The sequence below is a fragment of the Pedobacter sp. Leaf176 genome (genome assembly GCF_001424305.1).
In the GTDB taxonomy this organism is placed as follows: Bacteria; Bacteroidota; Bacteroidia; order Sphingobacteriales; family Sphingobacteriaceae; genus Pedobacter.
The window spans coordinates 152503-171321 of record NZ_LMPD01000004.1 but is presented as its reverse complement, the minus strand read 5'-3'; the positions used below and the strand labels follow the sequence as shown (position 1 = coordinate 171321).

General features: G+C 38.1%; 17 protein-coding genes. 7 read left to right on the top strand and 10 right to left on the bottom strand.

Translation table 11 applies throughout. The annotated features are described in order from the left end of the window. Positions 1 to 52 precede the first annotated feature (52 nt). The 4 genes from infB to ASF92_RS13245 form a co-directional block, all read right to left on the bottom strand. Positions 53 to 3100: a translation initiation factor IF-2 gene (gene infB, locus ASF92_RS13260; protein ID WP_056093746.1), complete on the bottom strand. Its 3048-nt coding sequence runs from the start codon at positions 3098 to 3100 to the stop codon at positions 53 to 55. Positions 3101 to 3161: 61 nt separating this feature from the next. Beyond that, entirely contained in the window at positions 3162 to 4406 is a 1245-nt protein-coding gene (nusA, locus tag ASF92_RS13255) for a transcription termination factor NusA (protein WP_056093743.1), read from the bottom strand. 64 nt (positions 4407 to 4470) lie between these two features. Beyond that, a complete protein-coding gene (rimP, locus tag ASF92_RS13250) occupies positions 4471 to 4935 on the bottom strand; it encodes a ribosome assembly cofactor RimP (protein ID WP_056093739.1) in 465 nt (154 codons plus the stop codon). Positions 4936 to 5056: 121 nt separating this feature from the next. Next, a complete protein-coding gene (locus ASF92_RS13245; RefSeq protein WP_157263876.1) occupies positions 5057 to 5398 on the bottom strand; it encodes a hypothetical protein in 342 nt (113 codons plus the stop codon). A gap of 104 nt (positions 5399 to 5502) precedes the next feature. On the opposite strand from ASF92_RS13245, the gene ASF92_RS13240 reads away from it, so the two are divergent. After that, positions 5503 to 5847, top strand: coding sequence for a phage holin family protein (locus ASF92_RS13240; RefSeq protein ID WP_056093734.1), 345 nt, complete (start codon positions 5503 to 5505; stop codon positions 5845 to 5847). Positions 5848 to 5909: 62 nt separating this feature from the next. Here the strand turns inward: ASF92_RS13240 and ASF92_RS13235 are convergent, their stop codons facing one another. The 4 genes from ASF92_RS13235 to panC form a co-directional block, all read right to left on the bottom strand. Continuing rightward, the gene (locus tag ASF92_RS13235) at positions 5910 to 7049 is read right to left on the bottom strand and encodes an acyl-CoA dehydrogenase (RefSeq protein ID WP_056093731.1); all 1140 of its coding nucleotides are present in this window, start codon (positions 7047 to 7049) and stop codon (positions 5910 to 5912) included. Between the two features lie 141 nt (positions 7050 to 7190). After that, a complete protein-coding gene (locus ASF92_RS13230; RefSeq protein WP_056093728.1) occupies positions 7191 to 8171 on the bottom strand; it encodes a lysylphosphatidylglycerol synthase transmembrane domain-containing protein in 981 nt (326 codons plus the stop codon). A gap of 3 nt (positions 8172 to 8174) precedes the next feature. After that, on the bottom strand, positions 8175 to 8525 hold the full coding sequence (panD, locus tag ASF92_RS13225) for an aspartate 1-decarboxylase (RefSeq protein WP_056093725.1): 351 nt from the start codon (positions 8523 to 8525) through the stop codon (positions 8175 to 8177). 167 nt (positions 8526 to 8692) lie between these two features. Continuing rightward, positions 8693 to 9538, bottom strand: a complete 846-nt coding sequence (gene panC, locus ASF92_RS13220) for a pantoate--beta-alanine ligase (RefSeq protein ID WP_056093722.1) — start codon at positions 9536 to 9538, stop codon at positions 8693 to 8695. Positions 9539 to 9687: 149 nt separating this feature from the next. Here panC and ASF92_RS13215 point away from each other — a divergent pair, with 149 nt between their 5' ends. The 3 genes from ASF92_RS13215 (at position 9688) to glmS (ending at position 13901) form a co-directional block, all read left to right on the top strand. Then, positions 9688 to 10512 carry a glycogen/starch synthase gene (locus ASF92_RS13215; protein WP_056094486.1) on the top strand — a complete coding sequence of 275 codons (825 nt, stop codon included), beginning with the start codon at positions 9688 to 9690 and terminating at the stop codon, positions 10510 to 10512. Positions 10513 to 10533: 21 nt separating this feature from the next. Further along, positions 10534 to 11931: a DUF4270 domain-containing protein gene (locus tag ASF92_RS13210; protein WP_056093720.1), complete on the top strand. Its 1398-nt coding sequence runs from the start codon at positions 10534 to 10536 to the stop codon at positions 11929 to 11931. Between the two features lie 131 nt (positions 11932 to 12062). Continuing rightward, the gene (glmS, locus tag ASF92_RS13205; protein ID WP_056093717.1) at positions 12063 to 13901 is read left to right on the top strand and encodes a glutamine--fructose-6-phosphate transaminase (isomerizing); all 1839 of its coding nucleotides are present in this window, start codon (positions 12063 to 12065) and stop codon (positions 13899 to 13901) included. A 59-nt stretch (positions 13902 to 13960) separates the two neighbouring features. Here glmS and ASF92_RS13200 read toward each other — a convergent pair whose 3' ends face one another. Both ASF92_RS13200 and mutY read right to left on the bottom strand, forming a co-directional pair. Further along, complete coding sequence (locus ASF92_RS13200; protein WP_056093713.1) at positions 13961 to 14398, bottom strand: single-stranded DNA-binding protein; 438 nt, start codon at positions 14396 to 14398, stop codon at positions 13961 to 13963. Positions 14399 to 14472: 74 nt separating this feature from the next. Next, positions 14473 to 15516, bottom strand: a complete 1044-nt coding sequence (gene mutY / locus ASF92_RS13195) for an A/G-specific adenine glycosylase (protein WP_056093711.1) — start codon at positions 15514 to 15516, stop codon at positions 14473 to 14475. 169 nt (positions 15517 to 15685) lie between these two features. Between mutY and ASF92_RS13190 the strand changes: the two genes are divergently transcribed. The 3 genes from ASF92_RS13190 to ASF92_RS13180 all read left to right on the top strand — a co-directional run bounded on the left by ASF92_RS13190 (position 15686) and on the right by ASF92_RS13180 (position 18696). Then, positions 15686 to 15988, top strand: coding sequence for an HU family DNA-binding protein (locus ASF92_RS13190; protein WP_056093708.1), 303 nt, complete (start codon positions 15686 to 15688; stop codon positions 15986 to 15988). A 10-nt stretch (positions 15989 to 15998) separates the two neighbouring features. Beyond that, positions 15999 to 16871, top strand: coding sequence for a M48 family metallopeptidase (locus ASF92_RS13185; RefSeq protein ID WP_056093702.1), 873 nt, complete (start codon positions 15999 to 16001; stop codon positions 16869 to 16871). Between the two features lie 274 nt (positions 16872 to 17145). Further along, complete coding sequence (locus tag ASF92_RS13180) at positions 17146 to 18696, top strand: Rne/Rng family ribonuclease (protein WP_056093699.1); 1551 nt, start codon at positions 17146 to 17148, stop codon at positions 18694 to 18696. Positions 18697 to 18819: the final 123 nt, after the last annotated feature.

The window sequence follows — 18819 nt, the reverse complement described above, 5'->3', positions numbered from 1 at the left end:
TAAATAAAAAAAGTGGCCTTTGGAGCCACTTTAGATTTATAATATCCTGTAGTTACAGTTTCCTTGCTACTTCAACTTGTTCGTAAGCTTCTACAATATCGCCAACTTCAATGTTGTTAAAGTTCTGAATGTTTAAACCGCACTCGTAGCCTTTATTTACTTCTTTAACATCGTCTTTAAAGCGTTTTAATGATGCAAGCTCACCGGTATAAATTACAACGCCATCTCTAACGATACGTATTTTGCTATTACGGGTAATTTTACCATCTAATACCATACAACCTGCAATGGTACCCACTTTAGTAATTTTGAAAGTTTCGCGAATCTCTACGTTAGCCACAATTTTCTCTTCAAATTCTGGGTCTAACATACCTTCCATTGCCGATTTAATCTCGTTGATTGCATCGTAAATGATAGAATATAAACGGATATCGATTTGTTCAGCTTCTGCAAGCTTACGTGCACCTGTAGATGGACGAACCTGGAAACCAATGATAATCGCATCAGAAGCCGAAGCCAACAATACATCAGATTCAGAAATCTGACCAACACCTTTACTGATGATGTTGATTTGAATTTGCTCAGTTGACAGTTTCAATAATGAATCGGCTAAGGCCTCGATAGAACCATCCACATCACCTTTAACGATAATGTTAAGCTCTTTAAAGTTACCAATTGCCAAACGACGGCCGATCTCATCCAACGTAATGTGTTTCTGTGTACGTAATCCCTGTTCGCGTTGTAACTGCATACGTTTGTTTGCAATATCACGCGCTTCAGTTTCACTTTCTAAAGCATTGAATCTATCACCTGCTGTTGGTGCGCCTTGCATACCCAAAACCTGTACCGGTTGCGATGGGCCTGCAGATTCTACTTTAGCGCCACGTTCGTTTGTTAACGCTTTAACACGTCCGCTATAACTACCGGCTAAAATCGGGTCTCCAACTCTTAATGTACCGGCCTGAACCAATACTGTAGTTACAATACCACGGCCTTTATCTAAAGCTGATTCAATTACAGTACCTGTAGCCCTCTTATTCGGATTCGCTTTAAGTTCTAATAACTCAGCTTCTAATAATACTTTATCTAAAAGTAAATCTACGTTTAAACCACTTTTGCTTGAGATTTCCTGTGATTGATATTTACCACCCCAATCTTCAACCAGGATATTCATTACGGATAACTGCTCACGTACTTTATCTGCATTTGCACCTGGCTTATCTACTTTCGTGAAAGCAAATACTAAAGGTACGCCTGCGGCCTGCGCATGATTAATCGCCTCTTTTGTCTGAGGCATCACTGCATCGTCCGCAGCGATAACAATAATTGCAATATCTGCCGCCTTAGCTCCACGTGCACGCATTGCTGTAAAGGCTTCGTGACCCGGTGTATCTAAGAAGGTTACTTTTTTACCGGTTGGTGTCGTTACCATATAAGCACCAATGTGCTGTGTAATACCACCTGCTTCACCAGCAACCACATTCGCTTTACGAATGTAATCCAGCAAGGACGTCTTACCGTGATCGACGTGACCCATAATCGTAACAACCGGAGCTCTTTCGATTAAATCTGCCTCGTTATCTTCTTCTTCAATTACATTTTCTTCATCTTCATCAGGCTTAACAAATTGAATTTCATACCCAAACTCATCCGCAACGATTGTTAACGTTTCAGCATCTAAACGCTGATTGATTGAAACGAACATACCAAGACTCATACAAGTACCAATAATTTTGGTAACCGGTACATCCATCATGCTTGCCAATTCGTTGGCCGTAACAAATTCTGTTACTTTTAATATTCTCGATTGCGATTCAAGTTCATTTGCAGCTTCTTCTGCATTGTACGCAACATCATCACGTTTCTGACGACGTAATTTTGCACGTTGAGCAAATTTACCAGACTTACCTGCACCACTTAAACGGGCAAGTGTTGCTTTGATTTGATCTTGAATTTCTTTCTCAGTAGGTTCTTCCTTAGGTCCGCTTGGTGTAGCATTTCTATTTTGGAAACCTGGTCTGCTGTTGTTATTTCTATTTCCCTGATAAGGCGTTCCACCCTGGCCAGCTGGTCTGTTGCCCTGGTATGGTGTGCCACCTCCTGGTCTGTTACCCTGATAAGGTTGACGAGGTTGTCCTGGTGCGCCGCCCTGACCCTGACCTGCAGGATTTTGTCCTTGCTGGCCTTGAGTTCCATGCTGCCCTGGTTGACCAGGTGCTCCAGGTGTTTTCTTGCGTTTACGCTTGCGTTTTGCCGCTTCACTATCGCTTGAAGATGCTACCGGGCCATTTCTTCGGTCTGGAGTTGTCGGTAAAACAATTTTACCTATAATATTCGGACCTGTTAATTTAACCGAACGGGCTTTCATTACTTCAGGCTCCGTACTTGTTGGTTCGGGTTTTACTTCAGCTGGTTTTGTTACTTCTGCTTTTGGTTGTTCAGCAACAGGTTTTGGTGCTTCCTCAACTTTCGGTGCAGGTGTTGCAACTTCTTCCTTTTTAACCTCAACAGGCTTAGGGGTTTCCACCTTTGGTTCTTCAGCAGCAGGTTTTGGTGCTTCCTCAACTTTCGGTGCAGGTGTTGCAATTTCTTCCTTTTTTGCTGGTCTGGTTTTAGGATTAAGATCGCTTAAATCAATCTTACCTACAACTTTAACGCCCGGCAAATTTCCTTCTTCAATTTTATCCTCCTTTTTTTCCGCATGTAAAGGAGTTTCTGCCCCAGGCGCAGGCTTAGTTTCAACTACTGGCACCTCCGCTTTAGGTTTTTCTGCAGGAGGATTAAACGTTTGAGCATTTTTTATTAAAATCTCTTCGTTTTTCTCGAAGTCAGTATTTTTTTTCGGCGCTTCTGCTGGCTTTTCAGTCTCAGGCTCGTCACGACGTATTTTACCAATCACTATTTGTTTGGCTTCTTCTCTTACGATCTTATCTCCCTGATACTCTTTTAATAAAGCATTGTACATTTCACCCGAAAGTTTAAACATAGGGCTTTTCTCAGCGGAGAACCCCTTTTTGTTTAAAAACTCTACGGCCGTACCCATGCCTATATTAAGTTCTTTAATAGCTTTAATTAAAATGATTGGTTTGTCGTCTGACATTTAGCTCCTGTTATTGTTTTTAATTTATACAAAAGTAGTGTTTATTTGGCAATTACACCACTTATTCAAATTCTGACTTCAAAATTTGAACCACTTCTTTAATGGTTTCTTCTTCAAGGTCGGTGCGTTTCACCAAATCTTCCACCGTAAGTGCTAAAACACTCTTAGCAGTATCGCAACCGATAGCCTTTAATTCATCAATGATCCAGCTATCAATCTCATCTGAGAATTCTTCTAAATCAACGTCTTCATCAGTTTCTTCACCCGCTTCACGGTAAACATCAATTTCATAACCGGTTAATTTTCCGGCAAGTTTAATGTTATGTCCGCCGCGACCAATTGCAAGCGATACCTGATCTGGCTTTAAATAAACTGATGCATGCTTTGTGTCGTCGTCCAATTTAATGGAGGTGATTTTCGCCGGACTTAAAGCACGTGTAATGTATAATGAGATATTGCTGGTGAAGTTAATCACATCGATATTCTCATTTTTTAGTTCACGAACGATACCATGAATACGTGAGCCTTTCATACCCACACATGCACCTACCGGATCGATACGATCATCGTAAGATTCTACCGCAACTTTAGCACGCTCTCCTGGTTCACGAACGATTTTTTTAATGGTAATTAATCCATCGAAAATTTCAGGAACTTCTTGTTCGAACAAACGTTGTAAGAATTCCGGTGCCGTTCTTGAAATAATAATTTTCGGATTGGCATTAATCATTTCAACTTTAGAGATTACTGCTCTCACAGAATCGCCTTTTTTGAAATAGTCTGCAGGTATCTGTTCATTTTTAGGCATTAAAAGCTCATTACCCTCATCATCTAAAACCAAAGTTTCTTTTTTCCAAACCTGGTAGACTTCACCTGTTATGATTTCACCTACACGGTCTTTATATTTTTTGAAAATTTCGTCTTTCTCTAATTCTAATACTTTGGAAACCAAAGTTTGACGGGCAGCTAATATCGCCCTTCGGCCAAAACTCTCCAATGTAATCTGCTCAATGTAGTCATCACCAACCTCTAAACTCGGGTCGATTTTATTTACCTCAGCAAGTTCGATTTCCAAATCATCATCCTCCGAAAAACCATCTTCCATAACTTTTCTGGTTCTCCAAATCTCCAAATCCCCGTTATCGGGATTTACAATTACGTCACAGTTTTCATCTGTTCCGTATTTTTTACGCAACATGCTACGAAAAACTTCTTCCAGCACACTAATCACCGTTGGGCGATCTATATTTTTGAAATCTTTAAACTCCTGAAAAGAGTCGATTAAATTAATTGTTGTAGTACTCATTTTTTATCATGATTAAATAGATTAGCAGGATTACAAGACGACCTCGTTTCAATCCCAAATCGCATTACTTAAAACTTATTAATACAGTTGTTTCCAATATATCATTAAACGGAATTGCAGTTTGCACCGCTACCGCCTTTTTTCCTTTTTCTTTCACTGATTCTTCAATCAGGATATTACCATCAGTAACTTCTAAAAGTTTACCTTCTTTCTTCTGCCCCCCGCTTAGTTTTACACTCACCGTGCGGCCAATATTTTTATTATACTGGCGGATCAGCCTTAAAGGCTCCCCAACCCCAGGAGATGATACCTCCAGGTTATAAGCCTGTTCAATTGTATTTTCTTCTTCAAGATGAAAACCAACATGCCTGCTTACTGCCACACAATCCTGTATGCTTATGCCTTCATCACCATCAACATGTATTATTAACTTATTATTTGGCAACATCTTAACTTCAACCAGAAAAAGTTCTGGTCGATCTGCAATTTTCTCTTCTACGAGCTCTGTAACTCTCTTTTCTACCTGCATATTTTAACCCGATTTCATAGAAAAAGGGGACATTGTCCCCTTCTCTTTTCTTCGATTACGATGCAAATGTATAAATTTTTTATGAATAATCAAACTCTTATCCAGGAATTTACATCAAAAACTACCGCTTTAACAGTTGTTTTTGTGGTTCAAGGTTGTACTTAACTGTCCCTTTAAATAATTTACTTTTATCGGCGAATTTACTACCGATATAACTTTCTACCAGATAGGTTTCGTTTTTGTTAAATGGCAATTCCGGTTTAAAAACTACAAAGTTATCCTGAATAATTGTACGACCTGAAATCAATTTTTCGTCCTGGAGACTGTCCGTTTCAATTGGCATTAATACGACAGAAATAATGTTTTGCATGTGGGGATGATCCTTGTTATCTTTCTTTAGCTCGTATAAACTTGTTGCGTCAATATTTTTAATTACAATTGCAGTGCTGTCTTCTGAAAACATAATTACGGGTGCTTTGTTTGTATTGGAGCATGAAGCTAAAAGCAGAACACAAATTGATATTATCAAACTTTTTAAAGATTTAAACATTTACTAAATTAAGCATTATGAGACTAATTATTGAAATCCTTTTAATGGGCCTGGCAGTATTCATTGGAGCAAAACTTGTTCCGGGCGTAACCGTTGACAGTTATGGAAGCGCTATAATTGCCGCAGTTTTAATCGCGCTTGCAAACGCAACGATCGGCTTTATATTAAGACTGTTAACTTTTCCGGTTAACTTTCTTACACTAGGTTTAATGTCATTCATCATTACGGTTTTAATGATTTTATTGGTAGACAGCATGATGACAAGCTTCAATACAACAGGATTTTTAGCGGCAGCGTTTTTGGCAATCGTCGTAGCTTTGATTAAAGCTATTTTTGGCGCAATAGCCGGAGAGAAAGAATAATTAGTCAGAGGCTCCGAAGACAGAAGTCCGATGCCGTTAAGCTTCTATCTTCGGACCCCGAACTACCTTATAACTTCTCTCGAAATAACCATTTTCTGTATTTCTGAAGTCCCCTCATAGATCTGCGTAATTTTAGCATCGCGCATCAATCTTTCAACATGGTATTCTTTAACAAAGCCATAACCACCATGAACCTGGACAGCCTCAATGGTTACGTCCATAGCAACTTTTGATGCAAATAATTTTGCCATAGAACCAGCCTGAGTATAAGGTAGGCCCTGGTCTTTCAGCCATGCTGCTTTATGTACCAGTAATCTTGCCGCCTCAATCTGAGTAGCCATATCGGCTAGTTTAAATGCAATTGCCTGGTGCTCTGAAATTGGTTTGCCAAACGATTTACGTTCTTTTGCGTATTGTGTTGCCAGCTCAAAAGCACCTTGCGCGATACCCAGGGCCTGCGCGGCAATACCAATTCTTCCGCCCTCCAGCGTTTTCATCGCGAATTTGAATCCGAATCCGTCTTCGCCAATTCTATTTTCTTTAGGGACTTTCACATCGTTAAACATCAAAGAATGGGTGTCTGAGCCACGAATACCCAATTTATTTTCCTTAGGACCAACAGTAAAACCGTCCATACCTTTTTCCACAATAAAAGCATTGATGCCTTTGTGCCTTAATTCGGGATGAGTTTGTGCAATAACCAGATAGGTTGAAGCGGTACCGCCATTTGTAATCCAGTTTTTTGTGCCGTTCAGCAAATAATAATCTCCTTTGTCTTCAGCTGTTGTTCTTTGCGAAGTTGCATCAGAACCCGCTTCAGGCTCTGATAAACAGAATGCGCCTATTTTTTCACCCGATGCTAAAGGCTTGAGGTATTTTTCTTTCTGAGCTTCGCTTCCATAAGCTTCCAATCCGTAACAAACCAGAGAATTGTTTACAGAAACAACTACTGATGCGGAAGCATCGATTTTAGAAAGCTCCTCCATTACAAGCACATAGGAGATTGCATCCAGGCCGCTTCCGTGATATTTTTCAGAAACCATCATGCCTAAAAATCCAAGTTCGCCAAGTTTTTTTACTTGCTCTGCCGGAAATTTCTGGTGCTCATCCCGCTCGATTACACCTGGTTTTAACTCCTGGTTAGCAAAATCGCGTGCAGCCTGCTGAATCATTAATTGTTCTTCACTTAATTCAAAATGCATAACATTTATGTATAAAAGGTTAGTATTTCAAATGTAGCATTTCAATTTGAATTTACTGTGGCTGCATAGTAATTATTTTAGTTGATGTGAAACTAAAGCGCTGGCTTAAAAAGTTCCTGAAGCAAGGAAGTTATTCTTAGGCTATTTGTTCTTTGACATTAAAAGAACTGAAAATAAGCTCAAGCCCCCTAAAATTAAAATTAGCAAAAGTTGCGACGAGTGAATGATGGTTGCATAGGCCAAACCGTCCTTAAATGTAACGGAATATAAAACTAAAGCTTGCGCAACCATCCAATGGAACACTCCAATTCCGCCCTGGACAGGCGCTATCATTGCAAAGCTTGAAAATACGAGTGACGTAAAAGCTGCATTAAAACCTAAACCAGATGTGATTTGAAATGCCGAAAAGGCCAGATACAAGGATAACCAATAAAAGAACCAGATTCCGAAGGTGTAAATCATAAATAATGGTTTGTTATTCAGCTTTCTATAAGAATTAAAACCTTGTCTTAATCCTACAAAAACTCTCAAAAATTTCCTGCCCAGCTTCTTTCTTATTAAATAACTCATTAAAGTTATCAATAGGACCACCAATACAAATAAGCCAATTATCCAGAAATAATTTAACGATTTTATCTTATCTGCCGTACTGCTATAAAGGGTATTATAAAGAAAATCAGAAACCAGTTCGTATTGAAAAGTGAGCAATAACAAACCTGACAGAAGCAGAACCAGTACATCAACTAACCTTTCTGTAATAACGGTACCAATTGAAGCAAACATTGGAACTTTTTCTGTTTTCAAAATAACTGAACAGCGTCCGATTTCACCAAAACGAGGCAATGCAAGATTGGCCAGGTAGCCAATGATTACGGCGTGGTAAGTATGCCAGAAACTCACCTTATAGTTAATAGATTGATATAACATTCGCCAGCGCATGGCCCTCAGTACATGTGCAAGCCAAACCGAAATGGTAGAAATTGCAACCCATAAAAAATTTGCATTCCTAATTTCCTGCCAAATCTTATTTAAATCCTGTCCTCGAAATGCAAAGTATAATACACCTAGTCCTAATAGAAATAAGACGATGTACTTAAGCGCTGATTTCGGATAGAATCTCACAAGTTATTTTAGCAAATGATTGTTATCGTCAGGGAAAACAAGTATCGGATTGTATTTTTTTGCTTCATCGATAGGTAAAGAACCGTACGACATAATGATCAGCACATCACCAAGTTGAGCTAAACGTGCAGTTGCACCGTTTAAACAGATGGTACCTGTTCCACGTTCGCCTTTAATTACATAGGTTTCGAAACGGGCACCATTGTTATTATTTACAATTTGCACCTTTTCATTAGCGATAATGTTGGCTGCGTCCATTAAGTCCTCATCAATCGTAATACTGCCTACGTAATTCAATTCCGCCTGAGTTACCCTGACACGGTGTATTTTTGATTTTAATATCGTGATAATCATTTGGCAAAGTTAGTAATAAAAAGGTTGATGGTAAAAGGGTTTGAGGTGGAAGGTTTACACACTAAAAAATAAAAGCGAAATAAAAATCCCAGGCCATTTTATAGAGTAAGCTTCGTATTATTATGGAATAGAATTCATCATGCTACTTTGACAGTAAAATCTTGATCCTATTTAATAATCATATTATCAATGAGCCTTGTTGATCCAACTTTGGCGGCGGCTAGCGCAACCAGATTATCTTCCGCTTTTGATTTCGCTGGCTCTAGATTATGGCCGTTAGCAATGGTAAAATAATCGAGTTCTACACCTTCAATATTTTTATAAAATGATTTTGCACTTTCTTCAAGTTCTTTAAGGGAAAAAGAATCAAAATTATCAATTACATATTGCAGTGATTTGCTTAACACCAAAGCGTTTTTCCTATCTGCTGCAGTTAAATGAATGTTACGGCTACTCATGGCTAATCCATCATCTTCACGAATTATCGGACAGGTTATAATGCTTACCCGCAAATTAAAATGTGCTACCATGGTTTTAATCATCAGTACTTGTTGAAAATCTTTCTGGCCGAACATGGCAATATCAGGCTCAACGGCATCAAACAGCTTCTTCACGATTTGAGTTACACCCTGATAATGTCCTTTTCTAAATTCGCCTTCGAGTAAAAATTCAGCTTTACCTAGGTCAATGTGCCAGTTTTCATCAGCTCCAGTCGGATACATCTCTTCTACACCGGGCATAAATACGCCATCGCAACCGGCATCTTTCAACATGGCTAAATCATGGTCGATAGGCCGTGGGTATTTTTCCAAATCTTTCGGGTCGGTAAATTGAGTGGGATTCACGAAAATGCTACAGATAATGACATCTGCGTGCTCCTGCGCCAATTTAATTAACGAAATATGACCATTATGCAATGCACCCATGGTAGGAACGACAGCAACTTTTTTACCTGCGGCCTTCAGCGGCTTTAAATAAGCTTTAAGCGCTTCTTTTGTTTTAAATACTTCCAAGACAGAAAATATGAGTTAAAGCCGTAAAGGTGTAAATTAATCTAAATGAAACCAAACAAATGCTTGCTATATTGATAAATAGTATTATTATTCTTATCTTTGCAGCTCATTATCTTTTATTTAACTTAATATTTTCTTAGAATATGGAGATGGCAAAAACGAAGCTGCTGATTGTTACACACGAGATGTCGCCTTTCCTCGAGCTTACTAAAATTTCTGAAATTACTCGCCAGTTACCCCAGGCCATGCAAGAAAAAGGATTCGAAATCCGCATCCTGATGCCAAAATTCGGTAACATTAACGAGAGAAGAAATCGTTTACACGAAGTAATACGCTTATCGGGAATGAACATCATTATTGATGACAACGATAACCCTTTAATTATTAAAGTAGCTTCCATCCCGGCTGCACGTATGCAGGTTTATTTCTTGGATAATGAAGAATATTTCCAACGCAAACAGGTATTTGCTGATGCAAGTGGAAAATTCTTCGACGACAATGATGAACGCACAATCTTTTTCTGTAAAGGTGCATTGGAAACTGTAAAAAAATTGGGCTGGGCACCTGATATTGTTCATTGCCACGGCTGGATGAGCTCATTAGTTCCGGCTTACATTAAAACAACTTACAAAAATGATCCTACTTTCAAAAATTCGAGAGTTGTTTACTCTATTTATGAAGGTGGTTTTACTGAAAAGTTAAATGCAAATTTCTCGAAGAAAGCTATAATGGCTAACATGACTGAAGACGATACAAAAGCATTTGAAGCTGCAGACGTTAATAGTTTACACATTGGCGCGGTAAGCCATTCAGACGCAGTCGTTTTGGCAGATGAGAACCTTGACGCAGCTGTGTTAAAATATGTTAAAGATTCAAATAAGCCAATTTTAGCTTATAACTTAACCGAAAATTTTGAAAACTTCTATACTTTTTATGAAGAAATTTCAAATGAAGAATTGGTTTCTGTTGCTTAATCTGGTATATTATTTTTAAATATGAAATTTATAAAACAAGACTTATTAACCCTGTTGATAGGTCTTTTTCTTTTTGCCTCCTGTAAAAACCCCACCAGTGTAGGTTTAGATGTTGATCCTAATTCAGCTATTCAAGGTACTTTAGTTAGTGACCAGTTGGTAAGTTCACAAACTGTAAAGGAACCTGATGTTATAACTTCTAACTTAACACGCTACCCATTGGGGTACATGATAGACCCCATTTTCGGAAAAACTGAGTCAAGTGTAGCCATGACTGTAGTACCTCCGGAACTTAGTTTGGATTTTACGGCAGCGACTTTAGATTCTGCCGTGTTGGTGCTGAATCTGGGAACGCAATTCTATGGTGATACGACATCATCAAAATATAGTATTGATGTTTATCAGTTAGCCAATACCATTACAAAGTATAAATCATCAGACGTTCAAGCACATAGCAGCACACTCCTTGGAAATTTTAACAGTAAAATTTTCCCAAATACGCCAATTAAAATAACAGATGTGGTTACCGGTGGAAAGGATACCCTGCAAACAGTGAAAGCGCAAATCCGAATCCCTTTAAATAAGGCTTTTATTCAAAGTACAATTTTAAGTCTCCCAACTACGGGAACGGCAACAAACATCAAATTCTCAGACTACTTTAAAGGCCTTTACGCTGAAATTAACAAAGCGTCTTCGACAGGAACCGGGGGAATTGCATTTTTAGATTTCGCGAGTTCAAATTCTTATCTCCAATTGGTTTATAAGAAAACCAATTCGTCAAATGGTGTAGATACTCTTTCAAAGAAATTTCCAATCGCAAATGCGAGCGGGCAGGTAATAACGGCAAATATTAAACATGATTACACAGGAACACCTGTGAAAACCCAGTTAGATAATCCGGCATTGCAATACAATGTTACCTATTTGCAGGCCCTTGCAGGTGTGAAGACGAAAATCTCTTTTCCTAACTTAAAAAATTTCACTACTGTTTATGGTAAAGCAGTGATAAATAAGGCTGAACTAATTGTCGACCTAAGTGCGGGAACGTTTGGTTATCCATTTAATGCACCGCAAAGACTATCGCTTTATCGTTGGGATATCGCAGAACAACCTATGAATGTTCCTGATCACGACCAACCCGGCTCCAGTTATGCAGGCGATTCAAGAGCCCTTACCGACCCTGTTTTTGGGGGTTACTACGATGCATTGAATAACAGATACGTTTTTAATGTCAGTGCTTATGTGCAGGACATAATCGACAACAAGAAGGTAGATTACGGTACTTTTTTGGCATCGACATCTTTCACAGAATTTGAAGTGCTCCCATCAGCTTCATCAGCGGCAAGAGCTGTTATCGGTTCTTTCGGAAACGCAACGAATCGCTTAAAACTGAATATTTATTATACGAAGATAAATTAACTTAACTTTAAAATATTCAAAGCTCCACTGCATTGCAGCTGGAGCTTTTTTTTTGAGAAGTTCCGAAAAGATTTTTTAACATGCAAACAATCGTTTGTTTAGTATATTTGGCAGAATAATTTAATTAAAATATGTGTGGAATAGTAGGTTACATAGGCTATAGAGAGGCTTGGCCAATTGTTTTAAAAGGCCTTAAAAGATTAGAATACCGTGGATACGATAGTGCCGGCATCGCGATTATAAACAGTAAAGGCCAAAATACATACAAAAAAGTTGGTAAAGTTTCCGCTTTAGAAGCATTTGCTGAAAACAAAGATAAAACGGGCACAATCGCAATGGGCCATACCCGCTGGGCTACTCATGGCGTACCTTCAGATAGAAATTCACATCCACACACGTCAAATAATGAAAAGCTTTCTATCATCCACAACGGAATCATAGAAAACTACGCTACACTTAAAGAAGAACTTTCGGGCCGCGGACATGAGTTTAAAAGTGATACAGACACCGAAGTTCTAATTCATTTAATTGAAGAAATTCAAAATATAGAACAATTGGACCTTCTTGAGGCTGTTCGTTTAGCCTTAAAAGAAGTTATGGGCGCTTATGCAATCGTAATTATGGACCGGGAAAATCCTGATCGTTTAATTGCGGCGCGGAAAGGTAGTCCGATGGTTATTGGCGTAGGTAAAGGAGAATACTTTATTGCTTCTGATGCGACGCCTATAATTGAATATACTAAAAATGTAATCTACTTAAATGACCATGAAATTGCGCTAATCACAAAGAACGATTTATTGGTTAAAAGACTGGACAACGTAGTTCAAACGCCTCTGATTCAAGAGTTAGAACTCAAATTAGAGATGCTGGAAAAAGGTGGTTTCGATCACTTTATGCTTAAGGAAATTTATGAACAACCCAGATCAATTCGCGACTGTATGCGCGGGCGTATTTATCCCGAAGAAGGAAAAGTACAATTAGGTGGAATTAAAGAGTTTATCGAAAAACTTAAAAATATAGATAGAATAATTATAGTTGCCTGTGGCACCTCTTGGCATGCAGGTTTAGTTGGTGAATATTTAATTGAAGAATATGCCCGGATTCCTGTAGAAGTTGAGTATGCTTCTGAATTTAGGTATCGTAACCCGATTATTACTGAAAAAGATGTGGTAATTGCCATTTCACAATCTGGAGAAACAGCCGACACCATGGCAGCAATAGAGATGGCTAAAGAACGCGGGGCCACCATATTCGGCATTTGTAATGTAGCAGGGGCTTCTATACCTAGATTAAGTCACGCCGGAGTTTATACACACGCAGGACCGGAAATCGGTGTTGCTTCTACGAAAGCATTCACTGCTCAAGTTACCGTTTTAACGCTAATCGCGTTTTACATGGCACAACAAAAAGGGACAATAACTCAATCGAAATTGATAAGCCTGTTGACAGAGTTAGACAATATTCCTGAAAAAATTCAGGGGGCATTGGAATCTAATGATATTATTAAAGAAGTGGCCTCGAAAATCAAAGATTCAAGAAATTGCTTATTCCTGGGACGAGGAAGTGGCTTTCCTGTGGCTTTAGAAGGCGCTCTGAAACTGAAGGAAATATCTTATATTCACGCTGAGGGCTATCCCGCTGCAGAAATGAAACATGGCCCCATAGCTTTAATTGATGAAGAAATGCCCGTTGTATTCATTGCAACTCAGAACTCATCGTACGAAAAAGTAATCAGTAATATACAGGAAGTTAAGGCGCGTAAAGGAAAGGTAATAGCAGTTGTTACTAAAGGCGACACAGAAGTTAGCAAAATTGCAGATTATTGTATTGAGATTCCGGATTCGGATGAAGCTTTTTTACCATTATTAGCTACTATTCCGTTACAACTCTTATCTTATCATATTGCTGTAATGCGCGGTTGCAATGTGGATCAACCAAGAAATTTAGCAAAATCGGTAACTGTAGAATAATAAAGGTATACAATAAAGTCAAGGTTAATGGACCTTGACTTTACTACCTAATCGGTGGTTTAAAAAGGTAAATCTCCATTCGCATCATCTGGCTGGATGGAGAACTCATCTTCGATTTTAGTGTCGTTATTTTGAGACTGGCCTGCAGGATTTACTTGTTCGAAATCACTCTTTCTTCCCAACATAGTAAAATTTTCAGCAACTATTTCGGTTACATATTTTTTAACCTTTTCCTTATCTTCAAAAGAGCGGGTTCTTAATTTCCCTTCTATATAAACAAGTTTGCCTTTTTGAAGGTATTTGGAGGCTACTTCTGCTAGTCCTCTCCATAAAACTATGTTATGCCATTCGGTTTGTTCAATACGTTTACCGTCTTTATTATACGTTTCTGATGTAGCTAAGGGGAAGCTAGCTACAGTGACGCCTCCATCTAGATGCCGCACTTCGGGATCTTTACCCAAGTGCCCGACTAAAATAACTTTGTTAATCCCGGACATAAAATATTTTTTTTTGGTTAGTTTTTATCTTAAATGAGATGATTTAGCGAAGGTTAGTTACGCCTTCATAAGCATCAAAAATATTCCTCTATAAAATTTCTGATTACATTAGGTTGTGGCAAGTCATCCAATACATTTAAAGAAACCCAATTAAGTTCCTTTTGTTTATTAAAGTTAAATATATAATTTTTTAAAGCAAAAAATCTTACATGGATAATTTGGTGTGTTAAAATATGCTTTTTGTAACTTATAAGAGTAATTTCAGACTCTTCCCCGAACGCTGACTTCACTTTTAATTCGAGCATTTCATCTTCTTCTTTTGAAAACCCAATAGCCTCTATACAAGGAAAGTCGTAAAGATGCTGCCATATGTCGCCTGCCTGTCTTTCTCTGACCAGTACTTTACCATCGGCAACACCAACCAGGTAATTAAAATAACGGTGCTTTTTTGGTGCTTTAGCCAGCTTTACAGGCAATTGGCCAACGGCATTATTTTTACGTGCATAACACCCTGTATTCAACGGGCAGTTATTGCAATCAGGTGATTTAGGTTTACATTGAATGGCTCCAAATTCCATGATCGCCTGATTGTAAAGTGCGGGATCATCCTTTAAAAGCAGTTCGTTCGCTAATATTAAAAACTGTTTTTTCCCTTCGATCGAATTTATTGCCGTATCAATACCAAAGTATCTTGCCAGAACACGGAAAACATTTCCATCAACCACAGCCCTGGCTTCGCCTGAAGAAAAAGAAGATATGGCGGCAGCGGTATATTCTCCAATTCCTTTCAATTTAATCAAATCATCATGCAGCGTCGGAAAAATTCCTTTATAATTATTTACAACAATTTGAGCTGTATTATGCATATTTCTACCACGTGAATAATAGCCCAGGCCCTGCCAGAGCTTCAGCACCTTAGCCTCTCCGGCTGCGGCAAAATCTGCCACAGTTGGAAAATTCTCCAAAAACTTTTTAAAATAAGGCAGACCCTGTTCGACACGGGTTTGCTGTAAAATAATTTCTGAAAGCCATATTATATAAGCATCGTTGGTGTGTCGCCATGGAAGATCTCTTTTATTAATCAGGTACCAGTTTATAAGTTCATTTTGGAATGTCATTGATGCAAATTACGGTGTAATTATTTGTTTTTTAAAAAACTTGCAATCAGGTGATAAGGACCAAGATAAAAAAATCATCTTTTATTTCCCTATCTCATTAAAAAGCAATACTTTTGCAACCCCAAAACACTGATAATATTAATACACAATACATAATAAATAATAAAATATGACTAAGGCAGATATTATTTCAGAAATATCAACAAAAACCGGAATAGAGAAGGTTGATGTGCAGGAAACCGTTGAGGCATTCTTCAAGGTGATCAAAACCAGCATGATTGGCGGTGAAAATGTTTATGTTAGAGGCTTCGGAAGCTTTGTTGTTAAAAAGAGGGCTCAAAAAACAGCCAGAAATATCTCTAAAAACACTGCGATAATCATACCTGAACATTTCGTTCCAAGCTTTAAACCAGCAAAAGTATTTGTTGATAAAGTGAAAAACAATTCTAAAAAAATCCAAGTAGAAGCTTAAACTTAGTCACGTGAACAGCAGCATCAGATTAAAACAGACCATAATTATTGGAGCGATTTTATTGCTTGTTGCTTTTCTGTTTACGAGAGATATTAAAGGTTTAGTAAAACCAACCGAAGAAAACGGCAAAATGCCATCATCAGGTCAAGTATCTGAATCGGCAGCTTCTTCCGGGCTAAATATTCAAACAACGTCTGAAGCTGCGAAAAATATAATTAATAAAAATTTAGCAACTGACATTACAGCCTTAGAAAATAGTTATAAAGGTGCAACAGGCGCTCAGAAAATTGAACTTGCGCAACAACTGGCTCAAAAATGGGACGATGTTGAACAGTTGACACCATCAGCATTATATTTGGAAGTTGTAGCAGAAGCAAAACCATCATCAATAAATTGGTTAGCATCAGGCAACAAATTTTTAAAGGCTTTTGAAAGTACACAAGATAGTTTAGCGCAACCTGCATTATTGCAGAAAGCAAATACTTCTTTCACAAAAGCGCTGGCACTGGACAAAGAGAATATAGATGCCAAAACAGGATTGGGTGTTACAATAGTTAATGGCTTAGGCGCACCCATGCAAGGTATTGCAATGCTGCTTGAAGTGGTTGCTAAAGATCCTAAGAACGTGAAAGCGAATATGAACCTAGGTTTATTTTCGATTAAATCAGGTCAGTTCGACAAGGCAATTCCCCGTTTTAATACGGTCATTGCAACGGCTCCGACACCTGAAGCCTATTTCTACCTGGCTACGGCCCTGGAGAATTTAAACAAAAACAAAGAAGCTGTTGAAGCCTATTTAACAAGCAAAAAATTAGCGGCAAACCCGACTTTATCATCATTTATCGATAAAAAGGTTGCTGAACTAAAAAATAAAATTAATTAACAGATTAATAAAAACATTTAAAACTCAAAATTATGCCAAGCGGTAAAAAAAGAAAAAGACATAAAATGGCTACGCACAAACGTAAAAAACGTTTAAGAAAAAACAGACATAAGAAAAAATAGTTTCTTATTTTGATTTAGCCTTTTAAACCTTGTAGCGTATGCTATGAGGTTTAAACACTTATTTACGAATTCCGTCGTAAAGTTTTGGCTATATCACTGTATTTATTTTACTATCCATTTGTTAATAGGCGAAAGCCTTAAATCTGTAGCTGTTGGTAAAAGAATTAATTATCAATTCGACTCCTGCCGGAGTTACCATAGCTTTGATTGAAGACAAACAACTTGTTGAGCTTCATAAAGAACAAATCAATAATAACTATGCCGTAGGGGATATTTATTTAGGTCGCATTAAAAAAATCATGCCCGGCCTGAATGCTGCTTTTGTGGATGTTGGTTATGAAAAAGATGCGTTCCTGCATTATTTTGATTTAGGCCCTCAGGTACAATCTTTAATTAAGCTAACTAAGATCAAGCGTAATGGCTCGGTTACAGGCACACTATTAGATAATTTAAAACTCGAATCTGACATCAATAAGGCGGGTAAAATTTCTGATGTGCTTAGTAAAAACGTGCTGCTGCCTGTACAAATTGCTAAAGAGCCAATTTCTACCAAAGGACCACGTTTGAGTTCTGATCTATCAATTGCCGGCAGGTATGTGGTACTGGTGCCCTTCTCCAATACCATATCCATATCAAAAAAAATAAAAAGTAATACTGAACGTAATCGGTTAAAGAAGATTATAGAAAGTATTAAACCCCAAAATTTTGGGGTAATTATCAGAACCGTTTCTGAAGGAAGAGGTGTTGCTGAAATGCAAAAAGACCTGTTGGATCTAGTTGCTAAATGGGAGATATTTGTTAAAAAATTGCCTTCAACTGAACCTTCAAAACGGGTTTGGGGTGAGATGGACAGGTCGTCTACGCTAATACGTGATATTCTGAATCCAGACTTTACAAATGTTTATGTAAGTACACCTGAATTGTTCGATGATATCCGGTCTTATGTACACGATATTTCCCCTGAAATGGAAAAAATCGTGAAACTTTACAAACATAAAGAGCCTATTTTCGACCATTTTGGAATTGAAAAGCAGATTAAAAATGCTTTTGGAAAAACGGTGAACCTTCCTGGTGGTGCTTATTTAGTTGTGGAACATACCGAAGCCTTGCATGTTATTGATGTAAACAGCGGCAATCGTACGGCAAGTAAAGAGAATCAGGAGGAAAATGCCTTACAGGTAAATAAGGAGGCGGCAAAAGAGATTGCCCGTCAACTGCGTTTACGCGATATGGGCGGCATTGTGGTGATCGATTTTATCGACATGCATAAACCAGCAAACCGTAAAATATTATTCGATTATCTGCGTGACCTGATGTTGCTGGATCGTGCAAAACATACCATTTTACCACCTAGTAAGTTTGGTCTGGTTCAAATTACCCGGCAGCGTGTCCGCCCGGAAATGAACATTGTTACTGTAGAAAAATGCCCGGCATGCGGTGGAACAGGTGAGATAAAAGCAAGTATTGTTCTTATGGACGATATTGAAAACAACCTTAATTATATTTTAACAGAACAAAATGAGAAAGGTGTTACGCTTTGTGTACATCCTTACATTGAAGCTTACATTACAAAAGGCATTTTTAACTTACAACGCCGGTGGTTTTTTAAATATGGCCAATGGGTAAAAGTTAAAGCAAAATCTGCTTATTATTTAAATGAATTTCATTTTATCTCATCAAAAGATGAAGAAATAAAGCTGTAAAATTAAGCTTATGTAATTAAAGCCTGATGCTGATAATAATGGCATCAGGCTTTTTTTGTGAAAATGATTTGGCATTTGCGGCCTTTTAAATTTAAATTCGTAATCCGATACCTATTGGATCTA

Excerpts from the sequence above, each read along its gene's own strand:
- infB (WP_056093746.1), bottom strand. The coding sequence starts at position 3,100 with ATGTCAGACGACAAACCAATCATTTTAATTAAAGCTATTAAAGAACTT.
- nusA (WP_056093743.1), bottom strand. The coding sequence starts at position 4,406 with ATGAGTACTACAACAATTAATTTAATCGACTCTTTTCAGGAGTTTAAA.
- rimP (WP_056093739.1), bottom strand. The coding sequence starts at position 4,935 with ATGCAGGTAGAAAAGAGAGTTACAGAGCTCGTAGAAGAGAAAATTGCA.
- ASF92_RS13245 (WP_157263876.1), bottom strand. The coding sequence starts at position 5,398 with ATGTTTTCAGAAGACAGCACTGCAATTGTAATTAAAAATATTGACGCA.
- ASF92_RS13240 (WP_056093734.1), top strand. The coding sequence starts at position 5,503 with ATGAGACTAATTATTGAAATCCTTTTAATGGGCCTGGCAGTATTCATT.
- ASF92_RS13235 (WP_056093731.1), bottom strand. The coding sequence starts at position 7,049 with ATGCATTTTGAATTAAGTGAAGAACAATTAATGATTCAGCAGGCTGCA.
- panD (WP_056093725.1), bottom strand. The coding sequence starts at position 8,525 with ATGATTATCACGATATTAAAATCAAAAATACACCGTGTCAGGGTAACT.
- ASF92_RS13215 (WP_056094486.1), top strand. The coding sequence starts at position 9,688 with ATGGCAAAAACGAAGCTGCTGATTGTTACACACGAGATGTCGCCTTTC.
- ASF92_RS13210 (WP_056093720.1), top strand. The coding sequence starts at position 10,534 with ATGAAATTTATAAAACAAGACTTATTAACCCTGTTGATAGGTCTTTTT.
- glmS (WP_056093717.1), top strand. The coding sequence starts at position 12,063 with ATGTGTGGAATAGTAGGTTACATAGGCTATAGAGAGGCTTGGCCAATT.
- ASF92_RS13200 (WP_056093713.1), bottom strand. The coding sequence starts at position 14,398 with ATGTCCGGGATTAACAAAGTTATTTTAGTCGGGCACTTGGGTAAAGAT.
- mutY (WP_056093711.1), bottom strand. The coding sequence starts at position 15,516 with ATGACATTCCAAAATGAACTTATAAACTGGTACCTGATTAATAAAAGA.
- ASF92_RS13190 (WP_056093708.1), top strand. The coding sequence starts at position 15,686 with ATGACTAAGGCAGATATTATTTCAGAAATATCAACAAAAACCGGAATA.